Here is a 26,533-nt window from a genome sequence, read left to right as displayed (position 1 = left end):
TATCCACTAACCCAACAGCCGGAGGCGCGTAGTGGCGATCATTCTCGGGATTGACCCCGGTTCGCGCGTCACCGGTTACGGTGTGATTCGTCAGGTGGGCCGCCAGCTCAGTTATCTGGGCAGCGGCTGCATCCGTACCAATGTCACCGACCTGCCATCTCGCCTCAAGCTCATTTACGCCGGGGTGAGTGAAATTATCACCCAGTTCTCACCGGATTATTTCGCTATTGAGCAAGTCTTCATGGCGAAGAATGCCGACTCCGCGTTGAAGCTGGGGCAGGCGCGTGGTGCCGCTATTGTCGCCGCTGTGAACCTCGATTTGCCCGTGTTTGAATATGCCGCAAGGCAGGTCAAGCAAACGGTCACCGGTACCGGTGGGGCAGAGAAAAGCCAGGTGCAGCATATGGTGCGTACCTTGCTGAAACTCCCTGCTAATCCGCAAGCGGATGCCGCTGATGCGTTAGCCATCGCGATTACCCATTGCCATCTCAGCCAGAATGCGTCGCGGTTAAGTGATACAAAACTGGTGATGACGCGCGGTCGATTACGGTCGGGTTGATAAAGGCGACAGAGATGAAGGCTGGATATTGATCCAGCCTTTTTTATGTTATAAATACCCGTCATGTCGCACTGACTGATGCGTTGTTTGCCCTCGTTCACCCGAATCGCTTAACACAGCAAGCAAGTCGGGGTTCGCTCGGTTGCCGCGGTGCTGTCAGGGTAAATATTTAGGGTATGAATCGACTTATATAAGGAACTGCTCAGGTGATTGGTCGTCTACGAGGCAACATTCTGGAAAAACAGCCGCCGCTGGTGTTAATTGAGGCGCACGGTGTCGGTTATGAAGTACATATGCCAATGACCTGCTTCTATGAGCTGCCGGACATCAACCAGGAAGCGATTATCTTCACCCAGTTTGTGGTGCGTGAAGATGCGCAACTGCTGTTTGGTTTCAACAATAAGCAGGAGCGCGCGCTGTTCCGTGAATTAGTGAAAGTGAACGGCGTCGGGCCGAAACTGGCGCTGGCTATCCTGTCCGGGATGTCGGCACAGCAGTTTGTCACTGCCGTTGAGCGCGAAGAGATTGCATCACTGATCAAGCTGCCGGGCGTGGGCAAGAAAACCGCCGAGCGCCTGGTGGTTGAGATGAAAGATCGCTTTAAAGGCATGCACGGCGATCTGTTCGGCAGTGACTCAACCTTTACGTTGACCACTCCATCCGAAGCGCCACAGAGCAATGATGCGGAAGCTGAAGCAGTTGCAGCACTGGTGGCACTGGGCTATAAACCGCAGGAAGCCAGCCGCATGGTCAGTAAAGTGGGCAAACCTGATGCTGACTGTGAAACCCTGATTCGTGAAGCCCTGCGCGCAGCTATTTGAGGTAATGCATGATTGAAGCCGATCGCCTGGTTTCGGGTGTCCCTTTAAACGAAGAAGAGAGTCTCGACCGCGCCATTCGCCCTAAACTGCTGGCGGAATACGTCGGTCAGCCACAGGTACGTGAGCAGATGGAGATTTTCATCCAGGCGGCGAAACTGCGTGGTGATGCCCTTGACCATCTGTTGATTTTCGGTCCACCTGGGCTGGGTAAAACCACGCTAGCTAACATTGTCGCCAACGAGATGGGGGTCAACTTGCGCACCACCTCTGGGCCGGTGTTGGAGAAGGCGGGCGATCTGGCGGCCATGCTGACCAACCTTGAGCCGCACGACGTACTGTTTATCGATGAGATTCACCGTCTGTCGCCAGTGGTGGAAGAGGTGCTTTACCCGGCGATGGAAGATTATCAGCTGGATATCATGATCGGTGAAGGTCCGGCGGCGCGTTCCATCAAACTCGATCTGCCGCCGTTTACCTTGATTGGCGCGACCACGCGTGCCGGTTCACTGACTTCGCCGCTGCGTGACCGCTTCGGCATTGTGCAGCGTCTTGAGTTCTATAACGTGCCGGATCTGCAACACATCGTCAGCCGTAGCGCGGCTTGCCTGGGCCTGTCGCTAAGTGAAGAAGGGGCACTGGAAGTGGCGCGTCGTGCGCGTGGCACACCACGTATTGCAAACCGTCTGTTGCGGCGTGTACGTGACTATGCGGAAGTGCGCGCCAACGGCAACATGAGTGGGGAAGTCTCCGCGAGTGCGCTCGATATGCTGAATGTCGATAATCAGGGCTTTGATTACATGGACCGTAAACTGCTACTGGCCATTATCGATAAATTCTCCGGAGGACCGGTGGGACTGGACAACCTGGCGGCGGCGATTGGTGAAGAGCGGGAAACCATTGAGGATGTCATTGAACCCTTCCTGATTCAGCAGGGTTTCATTCAGCGCACACCGCGCGGCCGTCTGGCCACGCAGCATGCTTACAAGCATTTCGGTATCACCCGCGAAGAGTAGACCTAACCGGTGGCGCTATGCCGCCGGTTTTTTTGCCATGCTCAGGATGAACAGCACGGCGGCACACAGCACCACTGACGGGCCAGCAGGCGTGTCATAGGTGGCGGAGAAGGTTAACCCCCCCGTCACCGCCAAAATGCCAATCAGCACCGCAAAGCCCGCCATCTGCTCGGGTGAACGTGAAAAACGGCGCGCGGTCGCGGCGGGGATAATCAGCAGTGAGGTGATGATCAGCGCACCGACAAATTTCATCGCCACACCAATGGTCAACGCGGTTACCAGCATCAGCATCAAGCGCGTGCGTTGAATATTGACGCCATCAACCTGCGCCAGTTCGGGGCTGATGGTCATGGATAACAGCGAACGCCACTGCCATGCCATCACCGCTAACACAATCGCTACGCCGCCACCCATCATCCACAAATCATCGGGTGTGACTGCCAGCAAATCGCCAAACAGATACGCCATCAAATCGACGCGCACGCCTTGCATCAAGCTGACCACCACCAGGCCCAGCGACAGTGCGCTGTGCGCCATGATGCCCAGCAGGGTGTCAATGGCCAGATGCGGACGACGCTCCAGCCATACCAGACCCAACGCCAGGCAAACGGTCACCAGAATGACGGCGTAATAGGGATTCACATTCAGCAGCAGGCCAAACGCCACACCCAGCAGTGAGGCATGTGCCAGGGTATCGCCGAAATAGGACATGCGACGCCAGACCACGAATGAGCCTAACGGGCCCGCCGCCAGCGCCAGCAAAACACCCCCGAGCCAGCCGGGTAATAACAGTTCAATCATCAGGAACCCTTTCCTTTGCGCAGAACAATACGTCCCTGTAAATCGTGACGGTGATTGTGGTTATGGCGATAGATAGCTAACTGCTGCGCGCCGCGTGGGCCGAACATGGCAATAAACTCGGGATGCTGCGACACCGCTTCCGGCGTGCCGGAACAGCAGATGTGATGGTTGAGGCACAACACTTCGTCCGTTTTCGCCATCACCAGATGCAGGTCATGTGAGACCATCAGCACGCCGCAGTTGAGTTCACCACGAAGCTGATCGATTAAATCGTAGAGCGCAACCTGACCGTTGACGTCAACGCCCTGTGTGGGCTCATCCAACACCAGGAGTTGCGGCTGGTTGAGCAGGGCGCGGGCCAGCAACACGCGCTGTGTTTCACCACCAGAAAGCTTTTGCAGGGGGGCCTGCAACAGATGACCCGCCTGAACGCGTTTTAACGCAGGCAGAATGGCATCACGCTGGCTGCCACGCGTCAGGCGCATAAAACGCTCAACGGTGATCGGCAGAGTAGGGTCGATATGCAGTTTCTGCGGCACATAGCCGATGCGTAAACCGGGCGTGCGTTTAACGGTACCGCTGGTGGGGGTCAGCAAACCAAGTACCGTGCGCACCAGCGTCGATTTACCTGCGCCATTTGGCCCAAGCAGCGTGAGGATTTTTCCCGGTTCCAGCGACAGGCTAATGCCTGCCAGTACGGGACGCTGAGAGAACTTCACTGAAATGTTTTCAAGTGTAACAAGTGACGACATAGTATTTACGGGTTGCATTGAATTTCGGATGTTATAATATCACATTCCATCTACGGGTCACGATGGAATGACGCATTATGTTACACATTAAGCAGCGCCTTGTTTTTACTCTTCCTGCTGCGGCAATGGTTGCCGCTTTTGCACTGCCAGCACACTCTGCTGTCGTCGCTTCGATTAAACCTCTGGGGTTTATTGCCGCCGCCATTGCGGATGGCGTCACACCGGTTGAAGTGTTGCTGCCAGATGGTGCTTCAGAGCATGATTATGCCTTGCGTCCTTCGGATGTAAAACGTATTAAAAACGCGGACTTAGTCGTTTGGGTTGGTCCTGAAATGGAGGCGTTCCTCACCAAGTCTGCGGCGGAGTTACCGGCGGCTAAAAACCTGGAAATTGCCGCGATGCCCGGGGTGAAACCGCTGCTGATCCGGGGGGGGGAAGAGGAGGAAGAACATGAACATGGTCACGATCATGACCATGGTGCAGAAAAGTCTGAAGACCAAGACGCGTCTGATGATCACCACCACCACGGGGAGTTTAATATGCACCTGTGGATGTCCCCAGAGATAGCGAGGCAATCTGCGGTTGCAATCCATGGAAAATTATTGGAACTTATGCCGCAAAGCAGAGCCAAACTTGACGCGAACCTGCAGCAATTTGAGGCAGGATTAGCGGATGCTGACAAGCACATTGGCGCGCAGCTTGCCCCGGTTAAGAACAAAGGTTATTTCGTTTTTCACGATGCTTACAGCTACTTTGAAAAACACTACGGTTTGTCCCCTACCGGACATTTTACCGTCAACCCTGAGATCCAACCCGGCGCCCAGCGTTTACATCAAATACGAACACAGTTGGTTGAGCAGAAAGCCGTATGCGTTTTCGCTGAACCACAATTCAGGCCGGCCGTCATCGATGCCGTGTCTCGCGGAACCAACGTGCGTAAAGGCACCCTTGATCCGCTGGGCATGGGAATCAGCTTAACCAAAGACAGCTATGTGAAATTCCTCTCACAGTTGTCGAGCCAGTATGCGAGCTGCCTGAATGGAGCATAGAGGAATAGGTAAAAGTGCAGCAGATAGCCCGCTCTGTCGCCCTCGCATTTAATAATTTGCCGCGTCCCCACCGCGTTATGTTGGGTACATTAACTGTTGTGACATTGGCCGTCGCTGTCTGGCGGCCCTATGTTTATCATCCCCATGACGTTGCGCCCATCGTGAAAGACATCACGCTGGACAAAAACGAACTGCGTACGTTACTGCCTGAATCCAGTGAGCCGATTGATCAAACCACGGCAGAGCCGGAAGAAGACATCCCCGCGGATGACATCGATAAAGATGTGCCAGATAACCCGAATCAACACGATTACACCGTTTCGTCGGGTGATACGTTAAGCAGCGCGCTCAATCAGTATGGTATCGATCTCGGTGATATCAATGCGCTGGTGAGCAGCGACAAAGACTTCCGTAATCTGCGTGTCGGCCAGCAACTGAGCTGGACGCTGGATGCAGACGGACAGCTGCAAGACTTCACCTGGGAAGTGGATCGCCGTGAAACCCGCACCTATACGCGTCAGCCAAATGGCAGCTTTAAGATGCAGCAGGAGATGCAAAAGGGTGAATGGCAAAACAGCGTGTTGAAAGGCGAAGTGCGTGGCAGTTTTGGTGCCAGCGCGCAGCGTGCCGGATTGACCAGCGCCGAAACCAGCAACGTTATCAAAGCCATGCAGTGGCAGATGGATTTCCGCAAACTGCGTGCCGGTGATGATTTTAGCGTGCTGATGTCCCGCGAAATGCTGGATGGTAAAAGCGCGCAGAGCCAGTTGCTGGGTGTGCGCCTGCGCACGGGCGGCAAAGATTATTACGCCTTCCGCGCGGAAGACGGCAAATTCTACGATCGTAACGGCTCCGGCCTTGCTCGTGGCTTTATGCGTTTCCCTACCGTGAAGCAGTATCGCGTCTCTTCCAATTTCAACCCACGCCGACTTAACCCGGTGACCGGGCGTATTGCGCCACACAAAGGTGTCGATTTTGCCCTGCCGATAGGGACTCCTGTGCTGGCCGTGGGTGACGGTGAAGTGGTGATGGCTAAAAATGGCGGTGCTGCCGGTAACTATGTGGCGATTCGCCATGGCCGTCAGTATATGACCCGTTATATGCACCTGAGCAAAGTGCTGGTGAAACCTGGACAGAAAGTGAAGCGTGGCGACCGCATTGCGTTGTCGGGTAACACCGGACGCTCTACCGGCCCGCATTTGCACTATGAAGTGTGGATCAACAATCAGGCGGTCAATCCTTTAACGGCTAAGCTGCCGCGCATGGAAGGTCTGACTGGCAAAGATCGCAGTAACTATCTGGCAGATGTGAAGACGTATCTTCCGCAGTTAGCGCTGAAATAACGCACCACAGCCGCTAATATTAAAAAAACCGACGAAATATTCGTCGGTTTTTTGCTATCTGACGCAGGATGATTGCAAAATTAACCACCGTCACTATCATTGTCCCGTCATTGTCAGAGGCGAGTGCATGGAAACCCGAAAGAAAAATAACAGTGAGTTTATTCCCGTTTTTCAACGTTCTTTTTTAAAACCGAAATACTGGGGCAACTGGTTGGCGATTGGTGCGCTGGCCGGTATGGCAATGCTGCCTGCCAAAGTGCGCGATCCGATACTGGGCGGATTAGGTCGGTTTGCTGGCAAGCTGGCTAAAAGTGCGCGCCGCCGTGCGCTGATCAATCTCTACTATTGCCTGCCGGAACTGAGCGAAGCGCAGCGCGAAGAGATTGCTGATCGTATGTTTGCCACCGCGCCTCAGGCAATGGTGATGATGGCTGAGCTGGGGATGCGCGATCCTGCGCGCGTACGACAACGCGTGGACTGGCACGGACGCGAAATTATTGAACAACTGCAGGCGAATAAAGAAAACGTCATTTTCCTGGTGCCGCACGGCTGGGGCGTAGATATTCCGGCGATGTTGCTGGCATCGGAAGGCCAGATGATGGCGGCGATGTTCCACAACCAGAGCGATCCGCTGTTAGATTACGTGTGGAATCGGGTACGTCGTCGCTTTGGTGGCCGCATGCATGCCCGCAATGACGGCATCAAACCTTTTATCGCGTCGGTGCGTCAGGGTTATTACGGCTACTATCTGCCGGATCAGGATCACGGCCCCGAGCACAGTGAGTTCGTGGATTTCTTTGCCACGTATAAGGCTACGTTGCCTGCCGTAGGTCGCTTGATGAAAGTGTGCCGCGCGCGCGTTGTTCCGCTGTTCCCGGTCTACAACAGCGAGACGCACCGACTGGAAATCTACGTTCGTCCACCAATGGATGACTTGCTGGATGCAGACGACAACACGCTGGCGCGTCGTATGAACGAAGAGGTTGAGGTGTTTGTGCGTCCGCATCCGGAGCAGTACACCTGGATTTTGAAATTGCTTAAGACGCGTAAAGAGGGGGATATTGAGCCCTATGCGCGTAAAGACCTGTATCCGCGCAAATAGTTTTTTGCACAATGCATTGCGCCGCTACGGATTAATCAATCCGTAGCGGCGGGCTTAATCTCGCATCATCCAACCGCTTCAACGTGACTGCGACGCTTACGTTCACGCAGGAACAACGTCACCAGGCCAAACCACAGCACACCCGCCGCAAAGTTAATCCCGCTAAACCACGGGGTGCCGCCACTGAAGTAACCGCTTTTCGCTAACTCAATGCCAATGGCCAGCGTCAGAATGCTGATCATACCGAGCATGGCGGCAATGCTGCCTTTGCCTTCATTGCTGGAATAAAGCGTCAGGCGATAGAGACCCGCATTGACCATACCTGCACCAAAAGCATACAGGCTTAATCCGGCGGTGAGCAGCAGATAGGTATGGCTGTCGAGCAGATTGGCCAGCAAGGCTGTGCTTAACCCAATTAATATCGGCCATGCGGCGAATTTCACCGGTTGTTCGATAGGCACACGGCCTGCCAGTTTTCCCAGTGTCAGGTTGCCAGCGATCATCGCCAGGAACACCGGCAGTTGCAGCAAAGCGTACTCCATACGCGACAAGCCTTCATCGTGCATTAAAATCACCGGTGACAGCGCTACCCAGGTCAGAATCGGGATAAACACCAAACCGATGGCGAAGGATCCGTATACCACCTGACGATCGCGTACCAGGCGGCCATAGGTACGTGCCAGATTGGGCAGGGCGATGGAGTGGCTACGGTCGCCAGCGGTTTCAGGCATGATGCGCCACAGCACCACAAAGGCCACCAGACTACAGATTGCGAACAGCCAGAACATACTGCGCCATTCACCGACCGTCAGCCAGGCTGCACCGGCCAGCGGACCGGCCAGTGGTGCCAGCAGCGCCACGTTGGCCATCAGCGCCATCATGCGCACCGCCAGTGCTTCAGCAAAGGCTTCCTGCACAGCGGCGTAGCTGACTGCGCCGATAAAGCACAGGCTGATGCCTTGAATAAAGCGCAGTGTGACAAACTGCTCAATGTTGCTGACCCAAGTGGTCAAAATGCAGGCCGCCGCAAAGAACAGGATGCCAAACAGCAGCACCGGACGTCGGCCATATTTATCGGAGAGTGGGCCAAGCAGCCATTGCAGCACCACGCCGCCCATCAGATAGGCTGTCAGCGACGTGGAAACCCATTCCGGGCCAACGTCAAATTCAGAGGTCACCAGCAACATGCCAGGCTGAATCATGTCGTGGGCGATGTAAGTTGCAAACTCAAATAGCACCAGCGCGAGCGGAAACAGCAGCACGCGTCCGGTCAGTTGCGTAATCGGTTGAAAGCGGGCCATCTGGCCTCCTTGTCAGAACAAAAATAAAACGCGACTGCCAGGCAGTCGCGTTTGTCCATGTTGTTACAGCCGCTGTCGGTGGTGCGTGAGCGTTTAGTCTACGCGCAGGACACGGCTGGTATTGGTGGTGCCGGTGGTCGCCATCACGTCGCCCTGGGTAACAATCACCAGGTCGCCAGAGACGAGGAAACCTTTATCACGCAGCAGGTTCACGGCATCATGCGCGGCGGCAACACCATCGTTGTTGCTATCGAAATAGACGGGCGTTACGCCACGGAACAGCGCCGTCAGATTCAGGGTACGTTCGTGACGTGACATCGCGAAGATCGGCAGTCCAGAAGTGATACGTGAAGTCATCAAGGCGGTACGGCCCGATTCGGTCATGGTGATGATGGCGGAAACCCCTTGCAGGTGGTTTGCGGCATACATGGCAGACATGGCAATCGCTTCTTCCACGTTGTCAAACTGCACTTCCAGGCGGTGCTTGGAGACATTCACGCTCGGGATTTTTTCCGCGCCGAGGCACACTTTTGCCATCGCTGACACTGTCTCAGCCGGATACTGGCCTGCTGCGGTTTCGGCAGACAGCATCACCGCATCGGTACCATCCAACACGGCGTTAGCCACGTCCATGACTTCCGCACGGGTGGGCATCGGGTTGGTGATCATCGACTCCATCATCTGGGTAGCGGTGATAATGGTACGGTTCAACTGACGGGCACGACGGATCAACGCTTTCTGGATACCGACCAGTTCTGGGTCGCCAATTTCAACACCCAAATCGCCACGCGCCACCATCACCACGTCAGAGGCGAGGATGATGTCATCCATGGCTTCCTGAGTTGCCACCGCTTCAGCACGTTCCACTTTGGCTACCAGTTTGGCATCACAACCGGCGTCGCGCGCCAGGCGGCGAGCGTAATTCATATCTTCGCCATTGCGCGGGAAAGAGACGGCCAGGTAATCCACGCCGATTTTCGCGGCAGTGATGATATCCACTTTATCTTTCTCTGTCAGCGCTTCTGCAGAGAGACCGCCGCCGAGTTTGTTAATCCCTTTATTGTTGGAGAGTGGGCCGCCGACGGTGACTTCGGTGAACACTTTGACGCCCTGAACTTCCAACACTTTCAACTGCACGCGGCCATCATCCAGCAACAGAATGTCGCCAGGCACCACGTCTTCTGGCAGGCCTTTATAGTCGATACCGACTTTCTCTTTGTCGCCTTCGCCTTTGCTCAGGTCTGCATCCAGCAGGAAACGATCGCCCACGTTAAGGAAGACTTTGCCTTCTTTGAAGGTTGATACACGAATTTTAGGACCTTGCAGGTCACCCAGAATCGCCACGTGACGGCCAAGTTTAGCGGCAATCTCTCGCACTTTATTGGCACGTAGCTGATGGTCTTCAGCCGTACCGTGAGAGAAGTTTAGTCGCACAACGTTAGCGCCCGCCGCGATGATTTTTTCGAGGTTATTGTCGCGATCGGTAGCTGGACCGAGGGTGGTAACGATCTTGGTTCTTCTGAGACGTCTTGACATGAAGGACTCCGTTAACAAAGGTTCGTGCCACTTTCGTAGGACACGGTGTGGTCATCTATTCTATATGATCGATGGGCTGTGATTCGACTCACATTGTGAATGTGATGTTAATTATTTTTCCTGCACGTGTTTTTCCACGCGCGAATCTCTTAGTGCTTCTTTCACCCGTTTCAGATTTTCGCGGAAAACAGCGCCGCGCTGAAGCGTAAATCCTGTCGCCAGAACATCAATCACGGTTAATTGCGCCAGGCGGGAGACCATCGGCAGGTAGATATCCGTATCTTCAGGTACATCAAGCGTCAGGGCGAGGGATGCTTCTGCCGCTAAGGGTGAACCCGGAGAGGTGATAGCCAGAACTGTGGAAGCGTTTACACGCGCCAGGCGAGCCAGTTCTATCATATTTTTGGTGCGGCCAGTATGTGATATGAGAACAAAAACGTCATTTGGTCCACTATTTATGCAACTCATGCGCTGGATCACAATATCCTCTGACCAGATGACCGGCAGATTAAAGCGCAGAAATTTATTGGTCGCATCATGCGCCACCACGGCGGAGGCACCAAGGCCAAAAAAGGCAATTTTATTGGCCTGTGTTAACGCCAGAATGGCTTTATCGATCGCTTGTAAATCCAGCTGTTGTCGTACCTGGCTCAGTCCGGCGAGCGCAGAATCAAAAATCTTGTGGCTATAACTCTCCACGCTGTCATTTTCTTCCACATCGCGGCTCACCCAGCTTGGGCCTTTGGCCAGACTCTGTGCCAGACGTAATTTGAAATCGGGAAAGCCGCGCGTGCCCATACGGTGGCAAAAGCGGTTAACGGTCGGTTCGCTGACCTCGGCAGCTCGCGCCAGCGTGGCAATACTGGAGTGCATTGCCTGCTGCGGAGCGGCAAGGATCTGTTCCGCCACTTTACGTTCTGATTTACTCAGCGCCGCAAGTTGCGCCTGTATATGTTCCAGCATGTCGTTAACCTGATGCTCCTCAATCACTTTCATTAAATGATGAAATCGCTGCCAATTCTCAAGAATATACCGTGTAATACCGGCTCGCACGCAGCAGCGGACAAATGTAAGCGCGATTTTTTTGTCATACTTTGATCGTTGCCGGGTTTTTCCCGACAAACATCGAAACAGAAAAAAAGCCTAAAGCGCACACGACAACACATCTTTGTTCGCCATCATGTTCAAAGTAATGGCTAATGCCACACCGCGTCTGGGTTGTTCCGATGCGGGGAAAAAAGTACATTGTGCTGTAAGAAAATTACAATAAGGACCTGGGATGATGAGGACGCTCAAACCGGGTATATCCTGCAACGAGGAGAGGAAAATGGCGGTAACACAAACAGCCCAGGCATGCGATCTGGTTATTTTCGGTGCCAAAGGCGATCTTGCACGCCGGAAACTGTTGCCTTCACTGTATCAGCTGGAGAAAGCGGGTCAGATTCACGACACCACACGCATAATTGGCGTGGGGCGTGCGGAGTGGGACAAAGACGCGTACACCAAAGTGGTACGTGAGGCGCTGGAAACCTTCATGAAAGAGAAGATCGATGAAGCGCTGTGGGACAAGCTCAGCAGCCGTCTCGACTTCTGCAACCTCGACGTTAACGACACTTCCCATTTCACCAAACTGGGCAAGATGCTTGACCAGAAAGAGCGTGTCACCATCAACTACTTCGCCATGCCGCCCAGCACCTTCGGCGCGATTTGTGATGGTCTGGGCGCCGCCAAGTTGAATGCCAAACCGGCGCGCGTGGTGATGGAAAAGCCGCTCGGTACCTCACTGGAAACCTCACAAGAGATCAACGACAGCGTCGGTAAGTATTTCGAAGAGAGCCAGGTGTTCCGTATTGACCATTATCTGGGTAAAGAGACGGTTCTGAACCTGCTGGCACTGCGTTTCGCCAACTCTATCTTCGTGAATAACTGGGATAACCGCACCATCGACCACGTGCAGATTACCGTGGCAGAAGAGGTGGGTATCGAAGGCCGTTGGGGTTACTTCGATAAAGCGGGCCAGATGCGCGACATGATCCAGAATCACCTGTTGCAGATCCTGACCATGATCGCCATGTCACCGCCATCCGACCTCAGCGCGGATGCCATCCGTGATGAGAAAGTGAAAGTGCTGCGTTCACTGCGCCGCATCGACCAGACCAACGTGCGTGACAAAACGGTGCGCGGTCAGTACACCGCCGGCTTTGTACAAGGCAAAAAAGTGCCGGGTTATCTGGAAGAAGAGGGGGCTAACAAGCAGAGCGCCACTGAGAGCTTCGTGGCTATCCGCGTGGATATCGATAACTGGCGTTGGGCGGGCGTGCCGTTCTACCTGCGTACCGGTAAGCGTTTGCCGACCAAATGCTCTGAGGTTGTGGTTTACTTTAAAAACCCAGAGATGAACCTGTTCAAAGACTCCTACGCTGAACTGCCACAGAACAAGCTGACGATTCGCCTGCAACCGGACGAAGGCGTAGATATCGAGATCCTGAACAAAGTGCCAGGTCTGGATCACAAACACAAACTGCAGACCACTAAGCTGGATCTGAGCTACTCCGAAACCTTCAACCAGTCACATCTGGCGGATGCTTACGAGCGTCTGCTGCTGGAAACCATGCGCGGCATTCAGGCACTGTTTGTGCGCCGTGATGAAGTGGAAGCGGCGTGGGGTTGGGTGGATTCGATTATTGATGCGTGGAACGCCGATGCGGATGCGCCTAAACCTTATCAGGCTGGGACCTGGGGCCCTGTGGCCTCTGTCGCCATGATCACCCGCGATGGTCGCTCCTGGAATGAGTTTGAGTAATCGTTAAAAATGAAGCCCGCTCAGTGCGGGCTTTTTTGTGCCCAAAATTCATTCTTCTTAAAATTGAACCAGAGTTTCAAAAAATTTTGATATCCGATAGACGCCACTCCAGCCAATCTTGTATGGTAGAGCCAAATTATTGACAGCGTGGCGTAAGCCGGGCTGATGCCACTAAGGAAACGTGATGAAGAACTGGAAAACAAGTGCTGAACAGATCATGACAACGGGCCCGGTTGTGCCGGTGATTGTGGTTAACAAACTGGAACACGCGGTGCCGATGGCTAAAGCGCTGGTGGCCGGTGGTGTACGTGTGCTGGAAGTGACGCTGCGTACCCCCGTGGCCATGGACGCGTTGCGTGCCATGATCAAAGAAGTGCCGGAAGCGATTGTCGGCGCGGGCACGGTGATCAACACCCAGCAGTTGAAAGAAGTCACCGATGCCGGTGCGCAGTTCGTTATCAGTCCTGGTTTAACCGAACCTCTGTTAAAAGCCGCTGTTGAGGGCCCTGTGCCGCTTATCCCTGGTATCAGCACCGTGTCTGAGCTGATGCTGGGCATGGATTATGGCCTGCGCGAGTTTAAATTCTTCCCGGCCGAGGCCAATGGTGGGGTGAAAGCCTTGTCAGCGATTGGTGGTCCGTTCCCGCAGGTGCGCTTCTGCCCAACCGGCGGCATCTCTCCCGCTAACTATCGTGATTACCTGGCACTGAAGAGCGTGCTCTGTATTGGTGGGTCTTGGCTGGTGCCAAATGATGCACTGGAAAGCGGTGACTGGGATCGCATTACGCGCCTGGCGCGCGAAGCGGTTGAAGGGGCAAAATAATGGCGTTGCAGGGGCAGCCTGATGGCCGCCCCTGTAATGATTAACCTTCGACCTTGACTGCAGCCGCGCTGGCTACCGCGCGGGCAATGGCGTCATCGGTATTGTCACCGGTCGCCAGAGCCACACCCAGACGGCGCTGACCGGCAATTTCCGGTTTACCGAACAGGCGTAGCTGTAGACCCGCACCTAATGCCGCTTCGATATTCACGAACTGCACGTTTTGGCTGTCCAGCTGCGGCAAGATCACTGCCGATGCCGCTGGGCCATACTGACGAATCCCGCCGATAGGCAATCCGAGGAACGCACGCACATGCAGCGCAAACTCTGACAGATCCTGGGATATCAGGGTCACCATGCCGGTATCGTGTGGACGTGGCGAGACTTCGCTGAACACCACCTCGTCACCACAGACAAACAGCTCGACGCCGAACAGGCCATTACCGCCTAACGCCTTGACCACCTTCGCAGCAATATCCTGAGCGCGTTGGAGTGCCAGGTCGGTCATCTGCTGCGGCTGCCAGGATTCACGATAATCGCCATCTTCCTGACGGTGCCCAATCGGTGCGCAGAAGTGGATACCATCCACTGCGCTGATGGTCAGTAGGGTGATTTCAAAATCAAACTTCACCACACCTTCAACAATCACGCGACCCGCACCCGCACGACCACCTTGTTGTGCGTAATCCCAGGCTTTATCCAGCTGGCTGGCTTCACGGATGAAGCTCTGGCCTTTGCCAGATGAGCTCATTACAGGCTTAACGATGCACGGGAAGCCGATGTCGTGAGCAGCAGCGACAAAGTTTTCTTTACTATCGGCAAACTGATAAGTTGAAGTCGGCAGGGACAACTCTTCGGCGGCCAGACGACGAATGCCTTCGCGGTTCATGGTCAAACGCGCAGCACGCGCGGTAGGCACCACTTTCTGGCCCTGTGCTTCCAGTTCCAGCAGCTTTTCAGTTGCGATGGCTTCGATTTCTGGCACCACGAAATGTGGCTTCTCCAGCGCAATCAATGCTGCCAGCGCATCGCCATCCAGCATATTGATCACATGGCTGCGGTGAGCAACGTGCATCGCAGGGGCATCGGCATAACGATCCACGGCGATCACTTCCACACCCAGACGCTGACACTCCAGCGCCACTTCTTTGCCCAATTCGCCTGAACCTAACAGCATCACGCGCGTTGCGGCAGGGCGCAGCGCGGTTCCTAGAGTCGTCATAATTTCACCTTAGCAGTCAAAATGCGCGCGCAGTATATACGAAAACGTTTGCGTACTCACGCTTTCGCCTCTTGCAGGTTTGCCATACTTTTCTCGCTCTGACGTTAACTGACACAAGCTGCGGCAGCATAGAAACCGGAAACTTAAACGGGAGTTAAACGATGAGCAATTGGTTGCAGCAGATCCAATCGGTGCTGGCGAAAAAAGGCGGCGAGGGAAAATCCGGTGGGTTAAGCGATATGTTGGCACCCGGTGCGCTGGGTGGCCTGGCGGGATTATTAGTGGCCAGCAAATCCACCCGTAAACTGCTGACCAAATACGGCGGTAAAGCGCTGTTGGTGGGCGGCGGCGCGGCGGCGGGTGCGGTGCTGTGGAACAAATACAAACAGCGCGTGCGGGAAACTCATCAGGATGAACCGGGATTTGGTCAGTTGCAGACGCCGGTTGATCAACGCGCAGAGCGGCTGGTGACGGCCCTGGTGTTCGCGGCCAAAAGCGATGGGCATATTGATGACCGTGAACGCGCGGCCATCGAACAGAATATCCATCAGGCGGGCTATGGCGCGCAGGCGGAAGCGTTAATCCAACAGGCGATGAATCGCCCGCTCGATCCCCAATGGCTGGCTGCTGATGTGAAAAACGAAGAAGAAGCGCTGGAACTGTACTTCCTGAGTTGCGCCGCCATTGATGTTGACCACTTTATGGAGCGTAGCTATCTCTCCGCGCTGGGTGATGCGCTGAAGATCCCACAAGATGTACGCGAAGGCATTCAGCGCGATATCGAGACAGAAAAAGCCGCGTGAGGCGGTAGGGCCAAAGAAAATTTGCCCTTTGAGCAACATACTCCCAGGTTGATGAGCAGACTGGGGCCGCATCGGGGCAGGCAACCGCAGCGCGAGGACCGCCAGCCCCGATGCGGCTCCAGACGGCGTGACAGCCAGTTGTTGTACTTCCTGTGCGCTGATGCTTGGCTTCCTGAGTGATAAGTGCCACGCTTGCTGGATGCTGTTATTCAGGGAAAGGAGCCAAAATGCACCAGCCACAAGCGAAAAAAATCCCCCATGTGATGAACCTGCACGGTGAAACGCGTACCGATAACTACTATTGGTTGCGCGATGACGATCGTGAAAATCCCGAAGTGCTAGACCATCTGCATGCCGAAAATGCTTACGGTAAGGCGATGATGGCTTCACAAAACAATCTGCAAGAGCGGGTTTTGAAGGAGATCGTTGATCGTATTCCACAGCAGGACCACTCAGTGCCCTATGTGAAAAACGGTTATCGCTACCAAAGTCGTTATGAAGTGGGCAACGAATATCCACTCTATTTTCGCCAGGCGGTAGATGCGCCAGCCGATGAACCCTGGCAACTGCTGATTGACGGTAATCAGCGTGCCTCGCATAGCGATTTTTACACCATGGGAGCGCTGGCGATCACGCCAGACAACGAAGTCATGGCGTTAGCCGAGGATTTCCTGTCACGCCGTCAGTACGGCATACGCTTCCGCAATCTGCAAAGTGGGAGCTGGTATCCCGAAGTGCTGAGTGAGGCATCTTCAAGCGTGGCGTGGGCGAATGATTCACGCACGCTCTACTATGTGCGCAAGCATCCGAAAACCTTGCTTGCCTACCAGGTATGGCGCCATGAACTGGGTCATCCACAATCAGACGACCAGCTGGTGTATGAAGAGCAGGACGAAAGTTTCCATCTCAGCGTGCACAAAACCACCTCCGAGCATTTCATCCTGATTGCGCTCTACAGCACCACCACCAGTGAAATCCAGCTGATTGATGCCGAATATCCCGATGCGCAGCCACAGGTATTTTGCCCACGCCGTCGCGACCACGAATACAGCCTCGATCACTACAATCACCAGTTCTATATCCGCTCCAATCGCGATGGTAAAAACTTCGGTTTGTATCGCAGCGCATGGCTGGCGGAAAACCGTTGGCAAGCCATCATTCCAGCGCGTGACAATGTGGTACTGGAGGATTTCCAGCTGTTCCGCCACTGGCTGGTGGTCGAAGAGCGCCAGCGCGGCGTGAATACGCTACGACAAATCAATTGGGAAACGCAGGAAAGTATTGGTATTGCTTTTGATGACCCTGCGTATGTCACCTGGCTGGCTTACAACCCTTCGCCAGAAAGCGACACCTTGCGTTATGGCTACTCCTCCATGACCACGCCCACCACACTGTTTGAGCTCAACATGGAAAGTGGCGAGCGGCGAGTACTGAAACAGACGCCGGTTCCGGGTTTCAACTCTGACGACTATAAAAGCGAGCACCACTGGATCACCGTGCGCGATGGTACTGAGGTGCCGGTGTCGCTGGTTTATCATCGTAAACACTTCAAACCAGGCAGCAATCCGTTACTGGCTTACGGCTATGGCGCTTATGGCAGCAGCATGGATGCCAGCTTCGGCACCAGCCGGATCAGTTTGCTGGAACGCGGGTTTGTTTACGCGATTATCCATGTGCGCGGCGGCGGTGAGTTAGGACAGCAGTGGTACGACGATGGTCGACTCAAGCACAAGATGAACAGCTTTACCGACTTCATTGATGTCACCGAGGCGTTGGTGGCGAAAGGATACGGCAATCCGCAGCAGCTCTATGCTATGGGCGGTAGCGCGGGTGGGTTATTGATGGGCGGCGTCATTAACCTTGCACCGGAGTTGTTCCACGGCGTGGTGGCGCAGGTGCCGTTCGTGGATGTGGTGACCACCATGCTGGACCCCTCAATACCGCTCACCACCGGCGAATACGATGAGTGGGGCAATCCCGAGCAGGAAGAGTATTACCACATCATTCGGCAATACAGTCCGTATGACAACATCGAAGCCAAAGCCTATCCGCATTTGCTGGTGACAACCGGCCTGCACGATTCCCAGGTGCAGTACTGGGAACCGGCGAAGTGGGTGGCAAAACTGCGTGAGTTAAAAACCAATGACACGCTGCTGCTGCTGTGTACCGAGATGGATTCGGGGCATGGCGGCAAATCTGGACGCTTTAAGGCATACGAAGGGGTGGCGCAGGAGTTCACCTTCCTGATTGGCCTGGCGCAGGGCAGTTTGCCAGACCGCGTCGATTACTGATCGCTCTTAACGTACTTGCGTAGCGCCTGCCGTAACGGTGGGCGCAAATCACGCACATTTTCCAGCACCCAGCGCAGATAGCCCGGATCTTTACGTGCAATGCTGCCAATGCTCTGTCCACGGTATTTACCAAACGGGAACACATCACCACTCACTTCTGCTGGCTGGCAACGGCTGACCATTTCATTGATGTTCCAGCCGGACGTTTCCATAATTCGGATCAGCAGCGCGGCGGTGACATAGCAATCATACAGCGCACGGTGCGCATGCAGTTCGCTCGGCGGGGTCACATCCAGCTTCAGGCTATGGCGCAGTGCCTGGTTGCCGTATTTAATGCCGGGCCACAGCTGGCGTGCCAGCGTCATGGTGCAGATCCATTCACCCGGCATAGTGGGCAGCATACGGCGATCAAAACTGGCGTTATGCGCAACATAATGCGGGCTGCCGTGATAGCGGCCAATCGCTTCTTCTATGGTGGGTTTGTCAGCCACCATCGCTTCGGTAATACGATGTACCGCCATTGCCTGACGGCTGATTGGCCGGTCCGGGCAGATCAAATCGCTCATCGGATTAACGATCTGACCATCAATTACATCCACGGAAGCGACTTCGACGACGCCGCCTTGCAAACCACAGGTTTCGGTATCGATAACGCGTAACATAAATTAATTACTTCTGCTTGGGTTCATAGGGCAGGCGGGAAAGGCTGAGCGAGGCCTGACGATAGCTCATCAAGCGCTGGCGGAACCAGTCACGCAGCGCTTCTGGCTGTTCACGTTCGACCATTTCAGCTACCACGGGCATGTTGTAGCGCTCTTTAAAGGCCACGCCAGCGGCGGCCAGATCGACATTCACTTTGTCTTTCTCTTCCTGCGACAGCAGGGCAAGGTTTTGGCTCATGCTTTTCTCCTGATAAACAGGGGCAAAAGTAATGGTTTCCCCTTTACGGATCAAGGAAATTGGATCGCACCGCAGGTCTCGACACGCTTGAACCAGCGGCGTATCCTGCTGCCACGTTTGCAGCAGATGGCTGCATTGAAAAGGGATGAAGTGATGAAGAAAACTGCGTTAAACCCGCTTATGGCGCTGTTGCTGGCGTCATCTACGTTAACTTTCAGTCAGTTTGCACTGGCACATGCCCATCTGAAAACCCCGGTTCCTGCCGACAAAGCGGTGGTCGACAGTTCTCCACAGAATCTGACCTTAACCTTCACTGAAGATGTTGAAGCCGCTTTCAGCGGTGTCGAATTGCTGAATGCTCAGCAACAACCGATGCCAGTGGAGAAGGCCAAACTCAATGACAAACAGCATGATCAACTGATCGTACCGATCAGCAAGCCGCTGCCCGCAGGTGATTACGTGGTGAACTGGCATGTGTTGTCAGTCGATGGTCATAAAACCAAGGGAAGTTACGCGTTTAGCGTTAAGTAACCGATGAGTCTGAGCACGTTGTGGATTTGCCTGCGCGCACTGCATTTTATCGCGGTGTTCTTGCTGGCTGGCAGCGCGTTCTATACCGCTCTTCTGGCACCGCGGCGTTATCGAGCGGTGCTGGCACAGCGTCTGCACCGGATATTTGTCACCACCGCGATCTTGAGCTTGCTGAGTGCGTTGCTGATGCTGGCGACACAAACTGGCTTGATGAGCGGTGACTGGCGCAACGTCAGCGATGTCGAAACCTGGCAGGCCGTGCTCGCGACACGTTTCGGTAGCGTATGGCGCTGGGAGTTAGGCTTCGCACTGCTCAGCACGCTGGCCTTGCTGTTGCGTGGCACTCTGCGCCAGCAGCTATTGCTGGTGAGTGGTTTGTTGCAGTTGATGGCGTTGGCGGGCGTCGGGCATGCCGCCATGCGCGATGGTGTGCCGGGCTTATTGCAGCAGAGTAATCACGCCCTGCACTTGATTGCCGCCGCGTTCTGGACCGGTGGTTTATTGCCTCTGTTATTGCTGATGCGTGAAGCCCGTCAGATTGCGTTTCGCACCGATGCGATTCGCTGCATGATGCGCTTTTCGCGTTACGGTCATCTGGCTGTTGCTCTGGCGCTGATCACCGGGCTGATTAACAGCCTGTTGATTGGCGGTACACCGCTCAACTGGGGTACCACGCTGTGGAGTGCGATGCTGGTGGTCAAAGTGATGCTGGTGATGATGATGGTGGGCATTGCGCTGATCAATCGTTATATTCTGGTGCCACAATTTCGCGTCGCGGGTAACCAGGCGTCGCAACAGTTTATTCGCCTGACGCAGCTTGAGCTGCTGCTGGCCATGGTCGTAGTCGGATTGGTCAGCGTGTTCGCTACGCTGTCACCGGCCTGAAGAGTAATGAATGAAAAATGAGGTCGATATTTTGCTGAAGAAATTGATTCCAGCCTGCATTCTGATGGCACTGTGCAGCCAGGCGATGGCCGCGCAGATTATTACCGTCAGCCGTTTTGAGATTGGTAAAGATAAGTGGCCTTTCACCCGTGAAGAGGTGATGCTGACCTGTGAGAAAGACGGCGCGCTGTTCGCCATCAACCCGAGCACCTTGCTGCAATATCCGCTGAACGATAAAGCCCAGGCGCGCGCTGATGCGGGTAAAGGGACTCAGCAATCAATCGATACCATCGTTGCGGAAGATAAAGCGCATCCTGGCCAGAAAATGAGCCTGCAGCCGATCATCGAGCGCACTCAGCAGCTGTGCGGTAAGTAATCCTTTCAAAATACGGGCGTAGCGCACAGTTTTGCCGCTACGCTTGCTTCTTCGATGTGCCAGCACGATCACAGAGTTGGCAGCTTCCTCACCGCAACGGCGCGGCTGGCTGGAAATTAATCAATCCTCGACTACCTTTAAAAGGCAAGGCGACATCGCCTTCAAAAATGCCAACTTTTAGCGCACGGCTCTCAAAGAGCCATTTCCCTGGACCCGATACAGGAATCGTATTGGGTCTTTTTTTAGTAGCGGTATAAAGCAAATTTTGAACATCCTGGCACACTAACGATTCCAGCCCCATCAAGCAGCAGTTGTCTGACAAATTGCCAGAAATCACCTACACCAGTGCACTTACTATCCGATTTTGATCATTCATAAAACACAATAAAATTCACATAATCATACGGCTGAGCTTGAGTTTGTGTGCCAGTTAGCAAACACCGAGTTTGAATAGCTTGTATGAAGATGGGAACGATAAACGCGGAGTGAACGTTCCAGACACTTAGCTATTAACTCAGGGATTTTTAGTGAAAAAGCATCCACGATTTCTTATTCCCGCAGCCCTTTGGTCCCTGTCTGTGATGAGCCCATTGTGTATGGCAGCCGGAACTGGCACGGTCAATTTTGATGGTGAATTAACCCAAAATACTTGCGATGTCAGTATTGGGGGGCAAGGCTCTGACGCAACTATTGTATTACCCACTGTCAATGTCAGCTTATTACAAACGGCTGCACAAACGGCGGGACTCCAAACTTTTATATTGAGAACAAGCAATTGTAATCCAGACATGTGGACCTATGCTGCCTTTTTTGAAGCTGGCCCGACGGTCGATACGCTGACCGGGCGTTTAAAAAACACCAATAAAACCGGCGCAACAAATGTAAGTTTGCAGTTAGTGGATCCATTGGCCCAAAAGCCTATTCAAGCAGGTAATCAAAATCAGGTCGCGAATAATACCTATTATCGACCTAACAACTTGGCTTATGCCGTGCAGTATTATGCCGAGGGTCCAACTACACCAGGACTAGTGAACAGTAGCGTTGTCTACTCTCTCATGTACAAATAATGAGTTGGTGGGAGTAATCTCACCAATAATCCTATTACGGGTAACAGCTGGTCATAGCGCCTGCCTCTTGCATTGAGACTTCCCAAAATCAGGTCAATGACAGCCAGTCTTGTGCATAACAGCGTTTAAAGTTCATTTATTCTTTCATTTGACTGGCCCGCAGTGTGTTAGATTTCTTTACCACAAGTCTCACCCATACCCGTTCAAACGAGAGCCTGTAGATGTTGAAACCTGTTGTCTTGCTACCCATCATCTTGCTGCTCGGCGGCTGTGCTCTAAAACAATATCCCCAGTCACCCAAAGTCAGTGATGAAGAGGCGCAAACCTATAATTGTGCGACGCTCGATCAGGAGATCGCTAAGACCCATAGCGTACAGCAGCAGATTGACAAAACTGGTGAGTTTGATGCCTTAACGGTGATCGGCTTCTTAGGTGATTTTGGCATCGGCAATGGCATTGCGAAGGCCAGCGCTAACAAGCACGCAACTGCGCGGTTAAACGAGCTGGAGCAGCTAAAAACGGTGCGTTGCGGTCATACAACGGCGTAGAGAATCAAGCCAGCACTAAAGTTGCGGACATTTATCAGCAGCCAGTGAGTGTGAAAAATGGTATAAGGGTGCGCATCATTTTTTATTGCCGGTTAATAAGGACTCTTCATGGCAAATGCGCAATATCTTCTCTGGGTAATGATTGGCACCTTAACACTGCTGAGTATCTTTATTGGAGTCGTGGTCGGTCGGACAAAAACGCCTCGTGTCGGCTTTGCTACCTTTGCCGGATTGTGGGTGTTTTTCCTGCTGGCGATCTTCTTCCTTTCCCATTAAGGGAGCTATTTGCCACACGGTTTGTGTGGCAAATCAATACATTAAGCGGTGTGGTTTAACGCGGCGCGATGCTGAGCGATCAGCTTATCAGCCAGGTAGCGGTCTTCCTCATGCTGAGAAATATAATATTCATAGGGATCGTGCACGCCAAGGCTTTCAATGTAATTCAGGTGGGCTTGCTTCACTTCACGATTAATATATTGCACTACCTCTAGTCCATAATCATCTGCATAAACCGGCGCTCGGCTTTTAATATCGCGAATCAAATCCGCGTTATTATGCATGAAATGCTCCAAATCGATTTTATAATAGTCTTTCATTGCTCACTCCTTGCTGAGAATACTGTTCTAAGCGTAGCAAAAGGCTTCAGCGCGTTGTGACTTCAAGTGCCAGCAGGATGGTTGAATGAGCATCACTTATGTAAGCGAAGCGTAAAAATCAATAGTGAGAATGATAGTTAATATCATTTAACTTGTTCAGAATTGTCTTAGTTGGTAAAGTCTTCGCCGTCCCGCACAGAGCTAACGCCTTCAATGAGCGCCGGAGATAAGCGCCGGACGGGACTTTCATCAGGGCTGCAGGACGCAGCCTGTGTTGAAACTTACTGTGGTTTTCTGGCTGACAGTAAAAACATCATCGGCCGATCGCGCTCTTCCTCTAATCCTGGATTCAGTTTTACTTGCTCAGCGGAAGGTCCCCATTCATCAAGATGCACAATCTCGAATCCTGCTCCAATCAATGCGTTGATCCAACTGGCTAATTTTCGATGCTGTTTCTTCACGCCATCAGCAAACCAATTGCTAATGCGCTCACCCTCTTGTTGATAATGATTGATCGGCCAACTGCGTTGCTGTTGATCATCCACAATCCACTGCTGCTGAAGCGGAGCGGTATAAATGGGGTGTTCACAGGAAAAGATTAGCATGCCACCGGGCTGCAATGAATCGAACAGGTTGGTTAACAATGGCTCGATGTTGCTGAGGTAATGCAACGCCAGAGAGCTATAGGCAAGATCAAAGGTTTCATAAAGCTGCAGTGTTTCTAAATCTGCACGTTCATAGCGAATGCCTGACGTGGAAGTCATGGCCGCGGCTTGTGCCAGCATCTTTTCTGAGACATCAATTCCAAGCACTTCACGAGCACCTTGTTGCTGCGCATAGCGGCAAAACCAGCCGTATCCACAGCCCAAGTCAACGATGCGCAAGTCATTGAGAGCGGGCAACATGGCTCTCAATGCTGGCCACTCGGGTGCGCCATCCAATCCTGCTACCGAACGGGGCAAGGTGGCATAGCCGGCGAAGAAAGTGGGATTATCGTAAATGTTCTGGCTCATATTGGCTCCTTTATATGAATCGGAAAGGAGTTTAGAGGTTTAGCTCGTCAGGAAATAGCGGTTAGCCCACAAACAGCAGATGCACCAAGCGCGCAAGCGATTCCAGCAGCAGCAAGCTACCCAGAAATATAAACACCAATACGCCAATAAATTGTTTACGGCTGCTCACGCTGTTCCCTCCCTTGGCTCCTTCTCACCGGACTATACTTTAAGCCGGGTTCACTAAACTTCCAGTCAACCGGGAAAGATTACATGTTTTACCAAACGGTGAGTGCCAAAACGTGGCGTAACATATGGGTTGTTGGTGATTTACATGGTTGCCGCGCTCAACTGGATTCGCAACTGATCCTGCATGACTTCGATAAACAGCAGGATTTATTGCTGTCAGTGGGTGATCTTATCGATCGCGGACCCGACAGCCCCGGCTGTTTACAGCTGCTGCAAGAGCCTTGGTTCCGCTGCGTGCGTGGTAACCATGAACAAATGGCGCTATCAGCGCTGGATGGGCATGACCCGATGTTGTGGATGATGAACGGCGGCGACTGGTTCTGGCAGTTAAAAGGCGCGGATTTGATTGCTGCGCGTCATGCGTTAAAACGTTGCGCCGATTTACCGTTGATTTTACATATCGAATTGGCGGATCGCGTGGTGGTTATCGCCCATGCCGACTATCCTGCCAGCCACTATCAGCTGGGACAAGACGTTGACTGGCATCAGGTGGTATGGAGCCGTGATCGCCTGGGGCGCCATCATCGCGGGGCTTCCGCCAGCATCGACGGTGCCAGCGATTTCTATTTCGGACACACGCCATTGGAGCAACCACTCAATGTGGCGAACCAGCATTACATCGATACCGGCGCGGTGTTCGGTAATCGATTAACGCTGGTTCAACTGCAGTAATGGTTAGCGGAACAGACGACCATCACGCACCAGCTCACGGGGATAGCTGTTTTTGATGCGGTTGCTGACTTTCTTGGCTAATCCCAGCGGTTGCTGCTGATAAGTGACGATGACTTCATCCTGCGCAGGTAACGTCTCAGGACGGATATCCTGGCCACGGTACCAGCTTTCCGCTTCGTCAATGGTGAGTTCAAAATCTAACGCGCTGCCCGGCTGAGTAAAGGCGACCACCGCTTCATGTTGCCAGCGATAGCCTTTAGGAAAGGTCTCTGCCAGCCTCACCCCGATGCGCGAGAAGCGCACTCTGCCCAACCAACTTTCCAGCGCGGCAGGAAATAGCCACAACTCTTTGTCTCGTTGCCACAAGGTATGATTCTCATCCCACTGGATACCCACTTTCGCTGCCGCTTGCTGCACTTCAGCAGAGAGTTTGCGGCTGGCCGGTGAGAAGGGCAGTTTGCCGACTTTATAGGTTGGTGCAGGCAATACCGGGACACGGGCGGTTTTGCGCAGGCGTGCGACGAAAAAGCCTTCGCTATCGAAGATTTGCGGGAACACGTGTAAAAAACCTTCAGGTGTCAACGCTTGCTCTGCCCCCGCAAACAAGCCGTCCAGCGGCACAATCTCCATGGCGTCTGGATAACGCTGTTGCAGCCAGGCAATCACCTGCTGATTCTCAATCTGGTTCAGGGTGCAGGTTGAGTAAATCAGCGTGCCGCCAGGTTGCAGGGCATGAAAGGCACTGTCGATAAGATCGCGTTGTGTGGCGGCAATCTCTTCGGTGCTGGCAAGCGTCCAGTTTCGCAGCGCGTCGGCGTCTTTGCGTACCACGCCTTCGCCGGAGCAGGGGGCGTCCAGCAGGATGGCGTCAAACTGCTCAGGGAGTGCAGCGCCGAACACGCGGCCGTCAAAGTGGGTCAATGCCACGTTACTGACGCCGCAGCGGCTGATATTGGCGTGCAGCACTTTCACGCGGCTGGCCGAATACTCATTGGCGAGGATGGCACCCTGATTGCGCATCAACGCGGCCATTTGCGTGGTTTTGGATCCCGGTGCTGCGGCTACATCCATCACCTGACGCGCATCGGGTGCGGCATCAAACAGTGCTGTTACTGGCAACATCGAGCTGGCTTCCTGAATATAGAACAAACCACTCAAATGTTCGGCGGCGCTGCCGAGCGGAAGTGACTCGTCGTCTCGCTCAATCCAGAAACCTTCCGGACACCAGGGAATCGGTGTCAGACGCCAGTTGTAGTGCGCGGTGTGCGCCAGAAACGCCTCAACGCTGATTTTTAGCGTGTTGACTCGCAGGCTACGGCGCAGCGGTTGTTGACTGATCGCCAGAAAACGCTGCAGTTCATTTTCATCAGCGAGGCTGGCGCGCATCAGCGCAAGGAAATCTTCGGGAAAGCGATCGGACACAGAAATATACCGGGGCATCAAATGAAGCGCGAAGTGTAACACGTGCAAACAAATCGGGCAGCCCGCAGGCTGCCCGATT

The 26,533-nt window shown here is 53.7% G+C and carries 28 protein-coding genes; 17 read left to right on the top strand and 11 right to left on the bottom strand.

The genetic code is table 11. The annotated features are described in order from the left end of the window. Positions 1–31 precede the first annotated feature (31 nt). The 3 genes from ruvC (at position 32) to ruvB (ending at position 2,393) form a co-directional block, all read left to right on the top strand. Positions 32–559 carry a crossover junction endodeoxyribonuclease RuvC gene (gene ruvC / locus QMZ30_RS17030; protein ID WP_039335309.1) on the top strand — a complete coding sequence of 176 codons (528 nt, stop codon included), beginning with the start codon at positions 32–34 and terminating at the stop codon, positions 557–559. A 206-nt stretch (positions 560–765) separates the two neighbouring features. Continuing rightward, positions 766–1,380: a Holliday junction branch migration protein RuvA gene (gene ruvA, locus QMZ30_RS17025; protein WP_039335313.1), complete on the top strand. Its 615-nt coding sequence runs from the start codon at positions 766–768 to the stop codon at positions 1,378–1,380. 8 nt (positions 1,381–1,388) lie between these two features. Continuing rightward, positions 1,389–2,393, top strand: coding sequence for a Holliday junction branch migration DNA helicase RuvB (ruvB, locus tag QMZ30_RS17020; protein WP_283228276.1), 1,005 nt, complete (start codon positions 1,389–1,391; stop codon positions 2,391–2,393). A 15-nt stretch (positions 2,394–2,408) separates the two neighbouring features. On the opposite strand, the gene znuB is transcribed toward ruvB, so the two are convergent. Together znuB and znuC are read right to left on the bottom strand one after the other, a co-directional pair. Continuing rightward, on the bottom strand, positions 2,409–3,194 hold the full coding sequence (gene znuB / locus QMZ30_RS17015; RefSeq protein ID WP_058972512.1) for a zinc ABC transporter permease subunit ZnuB: 786 nt from the start codon (positions 3,192–3,194) through the stop codon (positions 2,409–2,411). Beyond that, on the bottom strand, positions 3,194–3,946 hold the full coding sequence (gene znuC / locus QMZ30_RS17010; RefSeq protein WP_039335321.1) for a zinc ABC transporter ATP-binding protein ZnuC: 753 nt from the start codon (positions 3,944–3,946) through the stop codon (positions 3,194–3,196). The genes znuB and znuC overlap by 1 nt, the downstream gene beginning before the upstream one ends. Before the next feature lie 77 nt (positions 3,947–4,023). Between znuC and znuA the strand changes: the two genes are divergently transcribed. The 3 genes from znuA (at position 4,024) to lpxM (ending at position 7,440) form a co-directional block, all read left to right on the top strand. Then, entirely contained in the window at positions 4,024–4,995 is a 972-nt protein-coding gene (znuA, locus tag QMZ30_RS17005) for a zinc ABC transporter substrate-binding protein ZnuA (RefSeq protein WP_283228275.1), read from the top strand. Between the two features lie 14 nt (positions 4,996–5,009). Continuing rightward, positions 5,010–6,338 (top strand): murein DD-endopeptidase MepM, encoded by a 1,329-nt coding sequence (gene mepM / locus QMZ30_RS17000; RefSeq protein WP_283228274.1) that lies wholly within the window; start codon positions 5,010–5,012, stop codon positions 6,336–6,338. Positions 6,339–6,465: 127 nt separating this feature from the next. After that, positions 6,466–7,440 carry a lauroyl-Kdo(2)-lipid IV(A) myristoyltransferase gene (lpxM, locus tag QMZ30_RS16995; RefSeq protein ID WP_039335326.1) on the top strand — a complete coding sequence of 325 codons (975 nt, stop codon included), beginning with the start codon at positions 6,466–6,468 and terminating at the stop codon, positions 7,438–7,440. Between the two features lie 65 nt (positions 7,441–7,505). Here the strand turns inward: lpxM and QMZ30_RS16990 are convergent, their stop codons facing one another. The 3 genes from QMZ30_RS16990 to QMZ30_RS16980 all read right to left on the bottom strand — a co-directional run bounded on the left by QMZ30_RS16990 (position 7,506) and on the right by QMZ30_RS16980 (position 11,240). Further along, complete coding sequence (locus QMZ30_RS16990) at positions 7,506–8,741, bottom strand: MFS transporter (protein ID WP_283228273.1); 1,236 nt, start codon at positions 8,739–8,741, stop codon at positions 7,506–7,508. A gap of 93 nt (positions 8,742–8,834) precedes the next feature. After that, positions 8,835–10,277: a pyruvate kinase gene (gene pyk, locus QMZ30_RS16985; RefSeq protein ID WP_039335330.1), complete on the bottom strand. Its 1,443-nt coding sequence runs from the start codon at positions 10,275–10,277 to the stop codon at positions 8,835–8,837. A 111-nt stretch (positions 10,278–10,388) separates the two neighbouring features. After that, positions 10,389–11,240 carry a MurR/RpiR family transcriptional regulator gene (locus tag QMZ30_RS16980; protein WP_283228272.1) on the bottom strand — a complete coding sequence of 284 codons (852 nt, stop codon included), beginning with the start codon at positions 11,238–11,240 and terminating at the stop codon, positions 10,389–10,391. A 364-nt stretch (positions 11,241–11,604) separates the two neighbouring features. On the opposite strand from QMZ30_RS16980, the gene zwf reads away from it, so the two are divergent. Next, positions 11,605–13,080, top strand: a complete 1,476-nt coding sequence (gene zwf, locus QMZ30_RS16975; protein WP_039335333.1) for a glucose-6-phosphate dehydrogenase — start codon at positions 11,605–11,607, stop codon at positions 13,078–13,080. Positions 13,081–13,264: 184 nt separating this feature from the next. After that, on the top strand, positions 13,265–13,903 hold the full coding sequence (locus tag QMZ30_RS16970) for a bifunctional 4-hydroxy-2-oxoglutarate aldolase/2-dehydro-3-deoxy-phosphogluconate aldolase (protein ID WP_039335335.1): 639 nt from the start codon (positions 13,265–13,267) through the stop codon (positions 13,901–13,903). 40 nt (positions 13,904–13,943) lie between these two features. On the opposite strand, the gene purT is transcribed toward QMZ30_RS16970, so the two are convergent. Beyond that, entirely contained in the window at positions 13,944–15,122 is a 1,179-nt protein-coding gene (gene purT, locus QMZ30_RS16965) for a formate-dependent phosphoribosylglycinamide formyltransferase (protein ID WP_283228271.1), read from the bottom strand. A gap of 161 nt (positions 15,123–15,283) precedes the next feature. Here purT and QMZ30_RS16960 point away from each other — a divergent pair, with 161 nt between their 5' ends. Then, positions 15,284–15,925, top strand: a complete 642-nt coding sequence (locus tag QMZ30_RS16960; protein WP_058969587.1) for a tellurite resistance TerB family protein — start codon at positions 15,284–15,286, stop codon at positions 15,923–15,925. 227 nt (positions 15,926–16,152) lie between these two features. Beyond that, complete coding sequence (locus QMZ30_RS16955; RefSeq protein WP_283228270.1) at positions 16,153–18,216, top strand: prolyl oligopeptidase family serine peptidase; 2,064 nt, start codon at positions 16,153–16,155, stop codon at positions 18,214–18,216. Here the strand turns inward: QMZ30_RS16955 and exoX are convergent. Further along, positions 18,210–18,878 carry an exodeoxyribonuclease X gene (gene exoX, locus QMZ30_RS16950; RefSeq protein ID WP_283228269.1) on the bottom strand — a complete coding sequence of 223 codons (669 nt, stop codon included), beginning with the start codon at positions 18,876–18,878 and terminating at the stop codon, positions 18,210–18,212. The two genes, QMZ30_RS16955 and exoX, sit on opposite strands and share 7 nt — an antisense overlap. A gap of 7 nt (positions 18,879–18,885) precedes the next feature. Then, on the bottom strand, positions 18,886–19,116 hold the full coding sequence (locus QMZ30_RS16945) for a DNA polymerase III subunit theta (protein ID WP_058969583.1): 231 nt from the start codon (positions 19,114–19,116) through the stop codon (positions 18,886–18,888). A gap of 153 nt (positions 19,117–19,269) precedes the next feature. Here QMZ30_RS16945 and copC point away from each other — a divergent pair, with 153 nt between their 5' ends. The 6 genes from copC (at position 19,270) to QMZ30_RS16915 (ending at position 22,799) form a co-directional block, all read left to right on the top strand. Then, a complete protein-coding gene (gene copC / locus QMZ30_RS16940; protein WP_283228337.1) occupies positions 19,270–19,647 on the top strand; it encodes a copper homeostasis periplasmic binding protein CopC in 378 nt (125 codons plus the stop codon). A 3-nt stretch (positions 19,648–19,650) separates the two neighbouring features. After that, the gene (copD, locus tag QMZ30_RS16935; RefSeq protein WP_283228268.1) at positions 19,651–20,532 is read left to right on the top strand and encodes a copper homeostasis membrane protein CopD; all 882 of its coding nucleotides are present in this window, start codon (positions 19,651–19,653) and stop codon (positions 20,530–20,532) included. Positions 20,533–20,560: 28 nt separating this feature from the next. Then, positions 20,561–20,908 (top strand): YebY family protein, encoded by a 348-nt coding sequence (locus tag QMZ30_RS16930; RefSeq protein WP_039335496.1) that lies wholly within the window; start codon positions 20,561–20,563, stop codon positions 20,906–20,908. A 596-nt stretch (positions 20,909–21,504) separates the two neighbouring features. Beyond that, positions 21,505–21,975: a fimbrial protein gene (locus QMZ30_RS16925; RefSeq protein ID WP_283228267.1), complete on the top strand. Its 471-nt coding sequence runs from the start codon at positions 21,505–21,507 to the stop codon at positions 21,973–21,975. A gap of 221 nt (positions 21,976–22,196) precedes the next feature. Then, entirely contained in the window at positions 22,197–22,523 is a 327-nt protein-coding gene (locus tag QMZ30_RS16920; RefSeq protein WP_283228266.1) for a hypothetical protein, read from the top strand. A 108-nt stretch (positions 22,524–22,631) separates the two neighbouring features. Continuing rightward, positions 22,632–22,799, top strand: a complete 168-nt coding sequence (locus QMZ30_RS16915; protein ID WP_166932300.1) for a hypothetical protein — start codon at positions 22,632–22,634, stop codon at positions 22,797–22,799. Positions 22,800–22,840: 41 nt separating this feature from the next. Here QMZ30_RS16915 and QMZ30_RS16910 read toward each other — a convergent pair whose 3' ends face one another. Then, positions 22,841–23,119 (bottom strand): hypothetical protein, encoded by a 279-nt coding sequence (locus tag QMZ30_RS16910; protein WP_283228265.1) that lies wholly within the window; start codon positions 23,117–23,119, stop codon positions 22,841–22,843. Between the two features lie 281 nt (positions 23,120–23,400). Next, positions 23,401–24,132, bottom strand: a complete 732-nt coding sequence (locus tag QMZ30_RS16905; RefSeq protein WP_283228264.1) for a class I SAM-dependent methyltransferase — start codon at positions 24,130–24,132, stop codon at positions 23,401–23,403. A 252-nt stretch (positions 24,133–24,384) separates the two neighbouring features. On the opposite strand from QMZ30_RS16905, the gene QMZ30_RS16900 reads away from it, so the two are divergent. After that, complete coding sequence (locus QMZ30_RS16900) at positions 24,385–25,032, top strand: metallophosphoesterase (RefSeq protein WP_283228263.1); 648 nt, start codon at positions 24,385–24,387, stop codon at positions 25,030–25,032. A 3-nt stretch (positions 25,033–25,035) separates the two neighbouring features. Here the strand turns inward: QMZ30_RS16900 and rsmF are convergent, their stop codons facing one another. Next, positions 25,036–26,460 (bottom strand): 16S rRNA (cytosine(1407)-C(5))-methyltransferase RsmF, encoded by a 1,425-nt coding sequence (gene rsmF, locus QMZ30_RS16895; RefSeq protein WP_502921488.1) that lies wholly within the window; start codon positions 26,458–26,460, stop codon positions 25,036–25,038. Positions 26,461–26,533 lie beyond the last annotated feature (73 nt).

Origin of the sequence: Pantoea sp. EA-12, assembly GCF_030053355.1 — a bacterium.
In the GTDB taxonomy this organism is placed as follows: domain Bacteria; phylum Pseudomonadota; class Gammaproteobacteria; order Enterobacterales; family Enterobacteriaceae; genus Pantoea; species Pantoea vagans_C.
Note: the sequence above shows the minus strand (reverse complement) of the source record. Positions and strands in the feature narration are given on the sequence as shown.

What these genes read in the sequence shown, in the direction of transcription:
- exoX (WP_283228269.1), bottom strand. Translation starts at nt 18,878, where the DNA reads ATGTTACGCGTTATCGATACCGAAACCTGTGGTTTGCAAGGCGGCGTC.
- pyk (WP_039335330.1), bottom strand. Translation starts at nt 10,277, where the DNA reads ATGTCAAGACGTCTCAGAAGAACCAAGATCGTTACCACCCTCGGTCCA.
- QMZ30_RS16910 (WP_283228265.1), bottom strand. Translation starts at nt 23,119, where the DNA reads ATGAAAGACTATTATAAAATCGATTTGGAGCATTTCATGCATAATAAC.
- QMZ30_RS16905 (WP_283228264.1), bottom strand. Translation starts at nt 24,132, where the DNA reads ATGAGCCAGAACATTTACGATAATCCCACTTTCTTCGCCGGCTATGCC.
- QMZ30_RS16900 (WP_283228263.1), top strand. Translation starts at nt 24,385, where the DNA reads ATGTTTTACCAAACGGTGAGTGCCAAAACGTGGCGTAACATATGGGTT.
- QMZ30_RS16915 (WP_166932300.1), top strand. Translation starts at nt 22,632, where the DNA reads ATGGCAAATGCGCAATATCTTCTCTGGGTAATGATTGGCACCTTAACA.
- copC (WP_283228337.1), top strand. Translation starts at nt 19,270, where the DNA reads ATGAAGAAAACTGCGTTAAACCCGCTTATGGCGCTGTTGCTGGCGTCA.
- QMZ30_RS16970 (WP_039335335.1), top strand. Translation starts at nt 13,265, where the DNA reads ATGAAGAACTGGAAAACAAGTGCTGAACAGATCATGACAACGGGCCCG.
- QMZ30_RS16990 (WP_283228273.1), bottom strand. Translation starts at nt 8,741, where the DNA reads ATGGCCCGCTTTCAACCGATTACGCAACTGACCGGACGCGTGCTGCTG.
- QMZ30_RS16920 (WP_283228266.1), top strand. Translation starts at nt 22,197, where the DNA reads ATGTTGAAACCTGTTGTCTTGCTACCCATCATCTTGCTGCTCGGCGGC.
- QMZ30_RS16955 (WP_283228270.1), top strand. Translation starts at nt 16,153, where the DNA reads ATGCACCAGCCACAAGCGAAAAAAATCCCCCATGTGATGAACCTGCAC.
- znuA (WP_283228275.1), top strand. Translation starts at nt 4,024, where the DNA reads ATGTTACACATTAAGCAGCGCCTTGTTTTTACTCTTCCTGCTGCGGCA.
- zwf (WP_039335333.1), top strand. Translation starts at nt 11,605, where the DNA reads ATGGCGGTAACACAAACAGCCCAGGCATGCGATCTGGTTATTTTCGGT.
- QMZ30_RS16980 (WP_283228272.1), bottom strand. Translation starts at nt 11,240, where the DNA reads ATGCTGGAACATATACAGGCGCAACTTGCGGCGCTGAGTAAATCAGAA.
- QMZ30_RS16925 (WP_283228267.1), top strand. Translation starts at nt 21,505, where the DNA reads ATGGCAGCCGGAACTGGCACGGTCAATTTTGATGGTGAATTAACCCAA.
- copD (WP_283228268.1), top strand. Translation starts at nt 19,651, where the DNA reads ATGAGTCTGAGCACGTTGTGGATTTGCCTGCGCGCACTGCATTTTATC.
- purT (WP_283228271.1), bottom strand. Translation starts at nt 15,122, where the DNA reads ATGACGACTCTAGGAACCGCGCTGCGCCCTGCCGCAACGCGCGTGATG.
- znuB (WP_058972512.1), bottom strand. Translation starts at nt 3,194, where the DNA reads ATGATTGAACTGTTATTACCCGGCTGGCTCGGGGGTGTTTTGCTGGCG.
- lpxM (WP_039335326.1), top strand. Translation starts at nt 6,466, where the DNA reads ATGGAAACCCGAAAGAAAAATAACAGTGAGTTTATTCCCGTTTTTCAA.
- ruvB (WP_283228276.1), top strand. Translation starts at nt 1,389, where the DNA reads ATGATTGAAGCCGATCGCCTGGTTTCGGGTGTCCCTTTAAACGAAGAA.
- znuC (WP_039335321.1), bottom strand. Translation starts at nt 3,946, where the DNA reads ATGTCGTCACTTGTTACACTTGAAAACATTTCAGTGAAGTTCTCTCAG.
- QMZ30_RS16945 (WP_058969583.1), bottom strand. Translation starts at nt 19,116, where the DNA reads ATGAGCCAAAACCTTGCCCTGCTGTCGCAGGAAGAGAAAGACAAAGTG.
- QMZ30_RS16960 (WP_058969587.1), top strand. Translation starts at nt 15,284, where the DNA reads ATGAGCAATTGGTTGCAGCAGATCCAATCGGTGCTGGCGAAAAAAGGC.